At 52.5% G+C, this 11,859-nt stretch carries 8 protein-coding genes and 1 pseudogene; 5 read left to right on the top strand and 4 right to left on the bottom strand.

Going from position 1 to position 11,859, the window contains the following annotated elements; all coding sequences use genetic code 11:
• Nucleotides 1-50 precede the first annotated feature (50 nt).
• From C510_RS0105950 to C510_RS16150, 4 genes are all read right to left on the bottom strand, one after another.
• Nucleotides 51-1,514, bottom strand: a complete 1,464-nt coding sequence (locus C510_RS0105950) for an ATP-binding protein (protein WP_018710427.1) — start codon at nucleotides 1,512-1,514, stop codon at nucleotides 51-53.
• Between the two features lie 473 nt (nucleotides 1,515-1,987).
• Nucleotides 1,988-2,215 (bottom strand): DUF4248 domain-containing protein, encoded by a 228-nt coding sequence (locus C510_RS0105955; protein WP_018710428.1) that lies wholly within the window; start codon nucleotides 2,213-2,215, stop codon nucleotides 1,988-1,990.
• A gap of 356 nt (nucleotides 2,216-2,571) precedes the next feature.
• The gene (locus tag C510_RS0105960) at nucleotides 2,572-4,929 is read right to left on the bottom strand and encodes a DUF3987 domain-containing protein (RefSeq protein ID WP_040366042.1); all 2,358 of its coding nucleotides are present in this window, start codon (nucleotides 4,927-4,929) and stop codon (nucleotides 2,572-2,574) included.
• Nucleotides 4,930-5,340: 411 nt separating this feature from the next.
• Nucleotides 5,341-5,532, bottom strand: a complete 192-nt coding sequence (locus C510_RS16150) for a hypothetical protein (protein ID WP_022340025.1) — start codon at nucleotides 5,530-5,532, stop codon at nucleotides 5,341-5,343.
• 455 nt (nucleotides 5,533-5,987) lie between these two features.
• On the opposite strand from C510_RS16150, the gene C510_RS0105975 reads away from it, so the two are divergent.
• The 5 genes and pseudogenes from C510_RS0105975 to C510_RS17900 all read left to right on the top strand — a co-directional run.
• Nucleotides 5,988-7,388: an undecaprenyl-phosphate glucose phosphotransferase gene (locus tag C510_RS0105975; RefSeq protein ID WP_025893056.1), complete on the top strand. Its 1,401-nt coding sequence runs from the start codon at nucleotides 5,988-5,990 to the stop codon at nucleotides 7,386-7,388.
• 161 nt (nucleotides 7,389-7,549) lie between these two features.
• Nucleotides 7,550-9,955: an SLBB domain-containing protein gene (locus C510_RS0105980; RefSeq protein ID WP_018710433.1), complete on the top strand. Its 2,406-nt coding sequence runs from the start codon at nucleotides 7,550-7,552 to the stop codon at nucleotides 9,953-9,955.
• 78 nt (nucleotides 9,956-10,033) lie between these two features.
• Nucleotides 10,034-11,137 carry a GumC domain-containing protein gene (locus tag C510_RS0105985; RefSeq protein WP_018710434.1) on the top strand — a complete coding sequence of 368 codons (1,104 nt, stop codon included), beginning with the start codon at nucleotides 10,034-10,036 and terminating at the stop codon, nucleotides 11,135-11,137.
• A 180-nt stretch (nucleotides 11,138-11,317) separates the two neighbouring features.
• A complete protein-coding gene (locus C510_RS0105990) occupies nucleotides 11,318-11,683 on the top strand; it encodes a hypothetical protein (RefSeq protein WP_018710435.1) in 366 nt (121 codons plus the stop codon).
• A gap of 47 nt (nucleotides 11,684-11,730) precedes the next feature.
• Nucleotides 11,731-11,838 (top strand): annotated as a pseudogene (locus C510_RS17900) (hypothetical protein); the annotation flags it as partial.
• Between the last annotated feature and the right edge of the window lie 21 nt (nucleotides 11,839-11,859).

An 11,859-nucleotide genomic window follows, 5' to 3' on the forward strand; every position in this document is an offset into this window, starting at 1 on the left:
AATCCGGCCCTACCAGAAAAAAATCAACCGGTCAAATGAAGACTTGCCTTCTAGCCTCTCGCCTCAAAAATATAGTCGCTGAGCTTCTGTGCCCATTCGCTTTCGGCCATCACATCGTCGCGGGTAATCGCATCCTGCTGGAGCAGGCATTGCAGACGGATGGCGTCCACCCCATCCAGTTCGTACGGCATGATGCCCGCATAGAAGAAGCCGCATTTCTGCTGCAGCACGTCCACGATGGGCGCCGTCTCCGGCCGGTCGAGCGGCAGAGACACGTAGCAGACCGCACATCCGGCCGAAGCGGAACGCATCAGGATGGTCTCGATACGCTGGACGAAATCCTCCGTACCGGCCTTCCCGATAGAAAGATGTGCCTGGTTCCACACGTTGTTCACCTCCGAATGGATGATGGAAGTCCCTTCCTCCAGTCCCTGTTCAGGTGCCTGGCGCAGGTCGCGTTCGATGCCCAGGCGGGTATATGTCTCGGTGATGATGTCGGCATGACAGGCCGGGAGCCACAGCTGCTGGTGGCGGTGGTGCGAAGTCGGCTTGAAGAAGTTCATCACCGGCTGGCGTTTTCCTTCGCCCCGCCGCTTGATCATACTCTCCACATCGGCCGGGATGTATCCCAGTTCCAGTCCCGTCTCCACGCATCCCAGTGCCAGGTTCCCCCGCTGTGTGAACGGGTGTCCCGTCACGGCGCTGCTGAATACCCCCATCAGTCCGATTTCGTCGGCATAATCGATGAGCTGCTGTTTCAGCCGTGTAAACAGTTTCCGCTTGCCGTACTGCGGCATCACGAAAGCCTGTCCGCATTCGCAGATGCAGTCGTCCGGTTTGCTCTTCAGCAGACCCACGTGACCTACCACCTCCTCTTTGCTGTTCACGGCCACGATGCCTTCATAGAGTCCGTCGGCCCGGCGTTTCACCAGTGCCTCCGGGTTATACATGTAGTCGGCCGAGTAGTTGTAGCCGAACACCGAATACAGGCACTGCACCAGCAGCTTCATGTCCGTGTCGGCAATGTGCCGGATGTAAGTCTCGTCCGTAGCCAGGCCCACCTCCTCGGTGGTCTTGAGCAGTCCCGGCCGCTCCAGTTCGGGTGCCAGGCTGTTTTCCGGCAGGGCCACCTTCACCTCGACGGTCTGTCCCGCCTTCCCGTCCTCGTGCATGCTGTACGCGGAGCTCAGTCCGTGAATCAGGTCCATGCTGATCCGTCCCAGTTCGTCCTTGGGATTGTCGATGTCGTATCCGTACGGAATCCCCCGGTAGTGGAACCGCAGGATGAACGAAGACAACTCTTTCAATACCGTGATTTCAATCTGCCCCTCCGGATCGTTGCGCAGGGAATAGCGGGCGATGTTCACCCCCAGCTCTTCGACGAGCATCTCTACATGGAGCAGTCTCTCGGGTGCCACCCCGCAGATAGCCGCCAGTTCGCAGATATAGCCCTGCAGGGGTTTCAGTCCCCAGAGTGTCCGGGGAACCGTTATTTTCGTAATGAATTTGCACATAGTCTTGACTGTTATCGTTGTTATACTCAATCAACCTGCAATATTCGTCAAAAATTCCGATATCTCCAAGGATTTTCACCCCATAAAAAAAGGGCGCCCCTTCGGACACCCCGTTCCTCCAGACATCACGTCTGTATATACTCATGAACACCTTGCTAACTAATATACATTGGATTGAAACAAGACATCACGTACCGCCTCTCTCCGTCCATTATGAAACAATTTTTAATTTTAAAACGAAATCCAAAACAGGTTCAAAAGTATACAAACCCTATTGAAGAGCCTGCACAGATATAAACAATGCATTGACAAAAAGGTTTGCCCCACTGTAAAATCTTTACACAAGAAACATTTTCCATTTTTTACGGAACAAAACACCCCGAATCGTCATCCACACGCCCCCCGTTATTCATTATTCATTATTAATTATTAATTATTCATTATTCATTATTCATTATTAATTATTCATTGATTTACGGTTCCCCAAAATGCTTCAAAATCAGTTCCACCTCGTGTTTCAGGAAATATTTCCGATTCTTGTCATATCCCCGTTCCAACAGTTCCTCTTTCAGCGGAGTACAATGTTGGATCCATCGTCCTAGGTTGCGCATCGCCGTCTGTTTGCTGCTTTCGGGAAAGTACAGCATCGCCAGCTCGTTTTTCCGATAGATACGCAACCTGAAAGTTTGTTCTGCTACCATGATTCATTGATTTAATTTTCCTTGAAGTTACTGAATTTCTGTCAGATATGCAAATAAAACCTACCCAAATCCACCCCATGTCTGCATTCTGTCACATCCGTCGTTCTCCCAAAAACGTACGGATGTTTCATGCCACACGTGCGGATGTCTTTCCAGGAACGTCCGTTCGTCCGACACGTCACGTCCGTTCGTTTTTCATAGTCATTTCATACCGTTAGGTCCAAAAGGTCCAAAGGTTCACCCATATACCCCTTCACCACGCAAATTTTCCCGTTTTCGGGGCTTTTTTACCCGTTTTAGGTTCACAAAGGTTCACAAAAACAGCTACAATATCCAGACACCGCCTTGCGACCGGTTTATTGGCTCATCTTCCGATAGTTCCGGTCCGTTTTCTCCACCAGTTGCAGCTCAATGGCCTTGTCCAAAGAGCGCTTGGCGGTACTGACCGAGCGACCCTCCTGTACGGCAGCCTCGATGAACTGCTTGTGCGTGAACTCCTGAGGCAGCTTGTCCAGCACCTCCTGCATCTGGCGGAATACCCGCATCGGCTTCCTTTTCCCCCGTTGGTTCTCCAGCATGGTCGATACGCGCAGGCTGTGTACCAGCATGGTCTGCACCAGCGAGAGAGCCGTCCGGAAGTCCACGTCCGTACAGATACACTGTTTGGCCACGGAGCGCTGCTCATACTTGCGGATGGCTGTCAGCAGGGTAGCGATGCGTATCATCATCAGCCCGTGGCGGTTCACGATGGACTGCGTGTTCTCCTCGTCCTCCAGGAGCACCCGTCCCAGGAGCGAGCGGAACAGGCGGTCGTGTATCCGCCACTGCTCCTTGGTGAAGGTCACCCGGGTAGGATTCTTCTCCAGGAAGTGGAAGAGGTCGGCCACTTCCCTGCCCAACTGCTGGAAAAGCTTCTTCAGGTCGAAGGCCGCCTCGTCCGGTTCGGCCGATACCCATTCCGGGTTCGACGGCAGCAGGTAGAAGCAGATACGGCTCAGCATCCCGTCCTCGCGGTAAGGCACGAAGTTCACCAACTGCTGCAGCGTGCCCGACATGCAGATGGCCAGTCGCGGCTGCGTCACATACACCATGCGTCCGTCTCCCTTGTAGTTCAGCCCCACCGGCTCGTGGTGATAAATCATACGCAGTTCCGGCGCATGCTTCCCGTAGTCCGTCGCCACCGCCGCCGTAAAGGCATCCATCTCCGAGGTGTAGCAGATGAGTCCCCTGTCGTCGGCCGTCTCCAGGTCAGCTATCAGCTGGCTCTTCGAAGTATTCGGCGGTACGAGCAGTGCCTGCCGGGCCGGTTCCTCCGGTTTCAGCTCCATGTCCGGCATCCGTTTCTCCCGGAGCGCCCGCCGCTGCTCCAGCTCCCAGGCCACCCGTTTCGTGGAGAACTCCTTCATCGCCTTTCTCCATTGCTCCACCAGCTCCTCGTGGATGGGCTGTGCCAGGCTGGCGGCATAGGCAAGCACCCCCTTTCCGGCAGCGGCCGGACCGAGTACCGCCACATACAGGTGCGGCGACACCTCCTGGTTGGCATAGCGTACCCGCACGCCCGGTTCGCAACCCGACAGAATACCCAGCATGCCCAGCAGCAGCGCGTCACGCTGGCGGTGCGTCGCGGCAGCCGTCATCCCCCGCAAAAACAGGCTCGGAAGGGTCTGAACAACCTCCTCTTCGAAAAAGGGCGCCGTCGATATAGCTTCTGCCTCAGTATCAACCTCATCGGGCACCGTTTTACCCTCCAAAAACCCGTTTTCTGTCCCGTCGGAGCACCCATTGGTGAACCTTTGAACCTTTTGAACCTTCTCCCAGTACGAAAGCGGGGCTTCCGAAGAGTGCGCATACCCCCATTCCAGGGCATCCGTGTACTCCTTCATCGGGAGCTGTCCCAGGCTCTGGAAAGCCATGCTCTTGAGCTCCTCCAGGTCAGTCCGTGTCAGGTGTCTCCAGCGGGCCACCTGTCCCATCCGCACCAGGGTGGTGTGTCGTCTGCCCGGCTCGAAGGGATGTTTCTGCAGGAAGCTGTTCAGGAAACAGCTCACCCGTACGGCCGAGTTATCCTGCTGCATCCGCACCGGATAATGATGGTCCTCCGAGAAATCAGGCCCCGTAGGCGGCTGGTAGCCGAAGGGCGAGAAGCCCTCGGGATAAGGGAACACCTCCGTCTTGGCGGTGTAGTAGGCCTCCGGGTCCGAGGCCGCGAACGAAAGCCGGCACAGGTCCTTGCAGGCCGGGTCGTACGCCAGGGCCAGCTCCTTCTTGAACCAGTCGGCCACCGTGCGGTAAGCCTGCGGATAGACATCCGGGTGCATCACCCCTACGTTGACAAACACGCGGAGTCCGTCGAGCGAGCAGGTACGGTGTACCGCCTTCACCCAGGGATACTGCGGCAAATCCAGTCTGACCTCCTCCAGGCGCTCGGCCTCCAGGTGGTCGAAGTCGAAGGGAGCGATACCGGTGCGGTCCGTCAGCAGGTTCACCTTCCTTCCGTTCTGGCAGTTGCCTGCCGGTACCAGAGCCGGCAGCGAGCGCTTGATGCGGTCGGCTTCATCGTTCCGCCCTTTCAGGAGGAGCTTTTGCCGCCGCTCTACCCGTTCGGCAAAAGTCTTGTTTGTCCGGATCTGTTGGATCCACTCTTCCAGTGTCACCAGGCGTTCTGCCCGTTTGCTGTTCACGTTGGCGAACAGCGTCATCTTTTGATTTTCCATAAGAAATGGATTTAAAAATTAAAAAAAATATACACCTCTTTCGTGAGGTCGGCGCAAATGTACGGCGTATTTCCGGGACTGTCAAATGTTAAAAAAGTAGGGTATTCTCTGTTCAATAACGGGTTTTAAGGGGCTACAGGGCCGATGAAGGGCGAGAATGGTCTCTGTTTTTAGGTTTGATTAAAATTTAATAAAAGATAATCCGGTTAATCATGAATCATGAAAAATGAATCATGAATCATGAATCATTGACAATGAATGACGAGGGGATGGAGCGTGGATGGAGTTGAGTGGGCGGAGTTCCTGAAAGGGCATACGAATCGGGCCCGACAGGTTTCTACCGGGAAACGAAGGTTGACAGCCGTCTTGTGTCAAAAAGGAGAAAATGGTGTGTCAGAAAAACAACGTGTGCTAGAATCTGCCTCTCATGCGGTTGTTCCGGAGCGTCAGTCTCCCCAGCTGGATGGCAGACTTGAGGATAAGCCGACAACGGTCGTAAGTGAATTCCGAGGCATCCCGATCTATGAGCAATGTCAACAAATTCGACAGTTCATTCAATAATTCATCAATTTTTTTCGTTTTCTTGTGCCAACCCTTCCTCATAGTTCACAAAATTTAAAGATTAAAAAAGTAGTAACAAATTGCCGAACCGTCCTTTCCGGTTCGGGTGTAAAGGTCGGGAAAAATTCAACACGAAGGAAACCTTTTCCTGATTTTTTTTATTTTTTTGAAAGCACAGGCCTTGAAACTCTTCCGCAAATTTACCGTTTCCTACACTTCCTTCGCATTTCGCCCCCCACTTCGGTAAAATTCCTCTTCCGGAAACACACAAAAGTTTTAACAAATCGTACAAAACACCGTTCCGGAAGCGTTTTACGGCCTTTTTTCATTTGGTAAGTCGCATAAAAATCCTTATTTTTGCCGGATAAAAGAAGAGTAAATTTCTCCGCGACTGCCTGTCCGCTTCTGTGGCAGGTAGCCGCGAAGCGCGCCCGGACGGGGAAGCCCTTCCGAAATTCCGGGTCCCAATGGCTAACAAAAATAGAAAGTTCTTGATTATGGAAATGCAGACCAACCGCTACAACCGTTTTGTGGTGTTCCTTGTGAAAACCGGCGATTTCATCCTGTACAACCTGCTGTTCTACCTGTTGTGCAAAACGGAAAATTCAGCTGTCGCCCCATGGGTATCTGTCTGGGCGCTGCAGCTCATCATCAGCTTCAGCTACCTGGTAGCCACCGGCCGGAACAGCGTCATCCTGCACATGCGCAAGGTGTATGCCCACCAGATTGTAATGAAAGCTTTCCGCAATACAGTGTATTTCGCCGTCATCTCCGGACTGGCCTTCTCGGTCCTGAAATATGTACGGGTAGACAGCTACTTCTACCTTACCTACATCTGCCTCTGCTTCCTGGTCGTCAGTGCCTACCGGCTGGTATTCAGCTCGTTCGTCAAGCTTTACCGCCGCCGCGGAGGGAACCTTCGTTTTGTAGTCCTGGTGGGAGCCAGCACCAGCAACCTGGAACTGTACCACGAGATGATGGACGATTCCTATACCGGTTACCGGGTGAACGGCTATTTCGACTTCGCCCCGAGCGACCGTTTTCCGGAGAAATGTCCCTACCTGGGTACCCCCGACGAGGTACCTGCCTACCTGAAGGCTCATCCGCAGGTACATCACCTGTTCTGCAGCCTGCCGTCCGTCCATCGGGACCATATCATCCCCATCATCAACTATTGCGAAAACCACCTGGTACACTTCAACAGTGTGCCCAACCTGCATAACTACCTGCAGAACCGGGTGTACCTGAACATGTTGGGCGATGTCCCCTACCTCAGTCTGCGCCGTGACCCGCTGAGCGAAATGCCGAACAAGATTCTGAAACGGACGTTCGACATCGTGTTCTCCCTGTTTTTCCTCTGTACCCTCTTCCCCATCATCCTGCTGGTAGTCTTCATCATGACCAAGCTGACCATGCCCGGTCCCCTCTTCTTCCGCCAGAAGCGGAACGGACTGAACGACAAGGAATTCTATGTCATCAAGTTCCGGAGCATGAAGGTGAATGCCGAGGCCGATACCCTGCAGGCAACGAAGGACGATCCCCGCAAGACCAAGTGGGGCAACATCATGCGGAAAACCAACCTGGACGAGATGCCGCAGTTCATCAATGTGCTGCTGGGCGACATGAGTATCGTAGGTCCCCGTCCGCACATGCTGAAGCATACGGAAGAATACTCCAAACTGATCAACAAATACATGGTGCGCCACTTCGTGAAACCCGGCATCACCGGCTGGAGCCAGGTTACCGGTTTCCGCGGCGAGACCAAGGAGCTGAAGGACATGGAAGGCCGTATCCGGGGCGACATCTGGTACATCGAGCACTGGAGCTTCTGGCTGGATCTCTACATCATCTACAAGACCGTAGCCAATGTGTTCCACGGAGAGAAGAACGCGTATTAATGAATAATTAACAATGAATAATTAAAAACGAGGGGTTATTCGCTGAGATACCTGATGCATTCGGGCAGGTCGCCCCTACCGATTTACCTCCATCCAGTAATCGTTTTTTAACCGTTAGTCACTAATTTAAAAATCAAAACATATAAATACAGATTAATCGAATGAGAAAGTCAATCCTCAGTTTTGTATTGCTGCTGTGCCTGGGCTTCGGTGGAAGCATTTCTGCACAGTCACAGATGACCGACCAACAAGTATTGGAATATGCCATGGAAGGCCTGAAGGCCGGTAAGGACCAACGGGTCATTGCCAGCGAACTGGCCCGTCGGGGTGTTACCCGTGCCCAGGCCGAGCGTGTCAAGAAACTGTATGAGCAGAAAATCCAGTCCCAGAGCGAGGACGGAGAAATATTGAGCGGAACCGAACAGGTCGAGAACCGCCTCCGCACCCAGCTCAAGGAAGTTTCCCCGTTTACCTTCGAACTGGACACCCTGCAGCGCGACAGCCTGAACCGGGAAAACCGGATTTTCGGCCGGAACATCTTCAACAGCCGGAACCTGACTTTCGAGCCGAGCATCAACCTGGCCACGCCGCCCAACTACCGCCTCGGTCCGGGCGATGAGGTCATCATTGATATCTGGGGAGCCAGCCAGAACACCATCCGCGAACAGCTTTCGCCGGACGGCACCATCAACATTCCGGAACTGGGCCCCATCAACCTGAACGGCATGACCGTAGCCAAGGCCGAATCCTATCTGAAGGAGGCCCTGAGCAAGATCTATGCCGACCAGAGCAACCAGATTCGTGTCACCCTGGGCAACGGCCGCACCATCCAGGTGAATGTGATGGGCGAAGTAGTCCAGCCCGGTACCTATGCCCTCTCGGGCTTCTCTACCGTCTTCCACGCCCTCTACCGGGCCGGCGGCATGAGCGACATCGGTAGCCTGCGTAACGTGCAGCTGGTACGCAACGGCAAGAAGATTGCTACCATCGATGTCTATCAGTTTATCCTGAAAGGACAGACCCACGACGATATCCGTCTGCAGGAAGGCGATGTCATCATCGTTCCCGCCTATGAGGCCCTGGTGAAGGTGAGCGGCAACGTGAAACGCCCCATGCGCTACGAACTGAAGAAAGACGAAACCTTGAGTACCCTACTGAAATACGCCGGCGGATTCAGCAGCGACGCCTACACCAAGGCCCTGCGCATCGTCCGCCAGAACGGACAGGAATACCAGGTAAAGACCGTGGAGAATCCCGATTTCAGCGTCTTTACCCTGCAGGACGGTGACGTGATTACCGCCGACGCCATTCTGGACCGTTTCGAAAACAAGCTGGAAATCCGCGGTGCCGTGACCCGTCCGGGCATCTACGAACTGAGTGGCCGCCTGAATACCGTGCGCGAACTGGTAACCAAGGCCGACGGTCTGCTGGACGAAGCCTTTACCGGTCGTGCCGTCCTCTACCGGGAACGCCCCAACAAGACCCGCGAAGTCCTGCAGATTGATATCCAGGCCCTGATGGCCGGTACCATTCCCGATGTACCCCTCCAGAAAAACGATGTGCTCTACGTGCCCAGCATCCACGACTTGCAGGATTTGGGTGACGTACAGATTTTCGGCGAGGTGGCCCTGCCGGGTACCTATCCCTACGCCGACAACATGACGCTGGAAGATCTGGTCATCGGTGCCGGTGGCCTGAAGGAATCCGCTTCGGTGGTCCGTGTAGACGTAGCCCGCCGCATCAAGGACCCGAAGGGTACCACCACCGGCCGTGAAACCGGCGAACTGTTCAGCTTCGGGCTGAAGGACGGCTTCGTTGTTGACGGCCAGCCCGGTTTCGTGCTCCAACCCTACGACCAGGTCTTTGTCCGCCGCAGTCCTGCCTACCAGGCCCAACAGAATGTCAGCATCAGCGGCGAAGTGCTGTATGGCGGTACCTATTCCCTCACCCACAAGAACGAACGCATCAGCGAACTGCTGAACAAGGCCGGCGGTCCTACCGAGTTTGCCTACGTGAAAGGAGCCAAACTCATCCGCCGGGCCAACGAAGAAGAAAAAGCCCGTATGCAGGACATCGTAGAAATGATGCGCAAGGAACTCGGTACCGGCGCCCTCGACTCCATGGGATTGAAAGTAGAAAACACCTATACCGTAGGTATCGATCTGGAAGCCGCCCTGAAGAACCCGGGCAGTGCTGCCGACATTGTACTCCGTGAAGGCGACGAAATTGTGGTTCCCGAATACGTAAGCACCGTGAAAATCAGCGGAGCCGTGATGATGGACAACACCGTGGCCTATACCCCGGGCAAGTCCGTGAAATACTACCTCAGCCAGGCAGGAGGCTACAGCCAGAATGCCAAGAAGAGCAAGAAATTCATTGTCTACATGAACGGCCAGATAGCCGAGGTGAAAGGCAGCGGCAAGAACCAGATTGAGCCGGGCTGCGAAATCATCGTTCCGACCAAGCAGCGTAAACCGAACGCCTTCAACAACATCATGGGGTATGCCACTTCGTTCGCTTCCCTCGCTACGATGTTTGCGACGCTCACCAATCTCATCAAAAACTGAAAATAATGAATAGTTAATAATGAATAATTAATAATGAATAATTAATAACGAACTAGTTTTAGGCAACTCACAATAGACATGGAAGAAAACAAAAACTATACCTCCCCTACTCCGGAAACGGAGAACGATGAATTCGAAATTGACTGGATGGATCTCCTGCGCCGGATTATTGCCATCCGCAAAACCCTCTACAAGGCAGCCGGTATCGGTCTGGTACTGGGCATTATCATCGCCTTCAGCATCCCCAAACAATACACTGCATCGGTAACCCTTTCTCCCGAAATGGGCAACGATGCTAAAAGTAGTGGGCTGGCCAGCATGGCCGCTTCGTTCTTTGGAGCTAACACTATGGGTACTACTCCCGACGCCTTAAATACCGCCATATCCAAGGAAATCGTATCTTCTACCCCTTTCCTGTTGGAACTTTTCGATACCCGGGTACAGACACTGAACGGGGAACTGGATACCACCCTGATAGCCTATCTGGATGAACAACGGGGGTCCTGGCTAGGAGTAGTATTAGCGGTACCAGGAAAGACTATCGGATTCGTCAAAGGACTGTTCACCGAAGAACCGGATACTGTAGTCACGCTAAATCCGTTTCAACTGACAAAAAAAGAAAGCCAAAAAGTAGAATTTTTACGAAAGAATATAGCAGCTGATATTGATAAGAAAACCGGAATTACCACCCTATCCGTTACACTACAAGACCCCAAGGTAACCGCCATGGTAGCAAACAGTGTGGTAACCAAACTCCAGCAATACATCATCAATTACCGAATTGCCAAGGCGAAAGAAGACTGTGCCTATTTGGAACAACTCTACAAGGAACGCCAACAAGAGTATTACGAAGCCCAGCAGCGCTATGCCCGTTACGTGGATGCCAACAAGAGCCTGGTGCTCCATAGCGTCCGCACCGAACAGGAACGGTTGCAAAACGACATGAATCTGGCTTTTCAAGTATATTCCCAAGTAGCTCAGCAACTGCAGGTAGCCCGAGCTAAAATCCAGGAAGAGAAACCGGTTTTTGCCGTAGTAGAACCTGCTACTGTACCTTTACAACCTTCTGGAGCCAGTCGAAAAGTCATTGTACTAGGATTTATATTCTTAGCTGTTTGTGTTACAGGAGGTTGGAAATTAATTGGACAGGAATATTGGCAAAAACTGAAAAGTACATTTTAAACTTATAGAAATACAATAGACAACATTATAAATCATGCTAATTCCAACAAATATTAGGTCTGTATAAGTTCATAACCTAACATCTCTAAATAGTGTCTTAACGTAAACTTCCAAAATTGGCGTATTGACTAGCATTGCTCTTTCCCATACCTTCGTGCTAAACTTAAAACTTGAAAGATTATGTTTAGCGAAAAAGATTTTGAAAGACTGTGGTTCCTCTACAAAACCGAGGGTGAGCCCAATGGAGTTTCCATCAACTCGTTCTGCATTAGCAACAATATTCCATACACTGCATTCTATGACTGGTTCAAGAAGACACAGAAGAAGGTTGTACCTGTAGAAGTGGAAGGTATTCCTAAAGAGTTGATCCAGGCAGGCAATGAAGAGCAGCATGATGTTGCTAAAGACAAGCCCAAGCGTACATCTTCCCATAAAGGAAACATCATGGTGACGATAAGAACTCGTGAGGGCTTGTGCATACAGAAGAAAGGCTTAGACTATCAGGGGCTGAAAACACTGGTAGAGAAACTGGAGGGCTTATGCTGAGCATCAACGGTCTTCACAACTTCTACTACCTTCCTGAGCTTCACGATATGAGATGCAAGGCCCAGCGTATATGCGAGATAATCCGCGGCAGGTACCACCGTGACCCGATGAACGGCGATGTTTACATGTTCATGTCTAAAGACCAGCGCAAGGTTCGCATGATACACTATGAGCGC

Origin of the sequence: Phocaeicola barnesiae DSM 18169 = JCM 13652 (genome assembly GCF_000374585.1) — a bacterium.
GTDB lineage: Bacteria > Bacteroidota > Bacteroidia > Bacteroidales > Bacteroidaceae > Phocaeicola > Phocaeicola barnesiae.

What these genes read in the sequence shown, in the direction of transcription:
- C510_RS0105950 (WP_018710427.1), bottom strand. Translation starts at nt 1,514, where the DNA reads ATGTGCAAATTCATTACGAAAATAACGGTTCCCCGGACACTCTGGGGA.
- C510_RS0105955 (WP_018710428.1), bottom strand. Translation starts at nt 2,215, where the DNA reads ATGGTAGCAGAACAAACTTTCAGGTTGCGTATCTATCGGAAAAACGAG.
- C510_RS0105960 (WP_040366042.1), bottom strand. Translation starts at nt 4,929, where the DNA reads ATGGAAAATCAAAAGATGACGCTGTTCGCCAACGTGAACAGCAAACGG.
- C510_RS16150 (WP_022340025.1), bottom strand. Translation starts at nt 5,532, where the DNA reads ATGAGGAAGGGTTGGCACAAGAAAACGAAAAAAATTGATGAATTATTG.
- C510_RS0105975 (WP_025893056.1), top strand. Translation starts at nt 5,988, where the DNA reads ATGGAAATGCAGACCAACCGCTACAACCGTTTTGTGGTGTTCCTTGTG.
- C510_RS0105980 (WP_018710433.1), top strand. Translation starts at nt 7,550, where the DNA reads ATGAGAAAGTCAATCCTCAGTTTTGTATTGCTGCTGTGCCTGGGCTTC.
- C510_RS0105985 (WP_018710434.1), top strand. Translation starts at nt 10,034, where the DNA reads ATGGAAGAAAACAAAAACTATACCTCCCCTACTCCGGAAACGGAGAAC.
- C510_RS0105990 (WP_018710435.1), top strand. Translation starts at nt 11,318, where the DNA reads ATGTTTAGCGAAAAAGATTTTGAAAGACTGTGGTTCCTCTACAAAACC.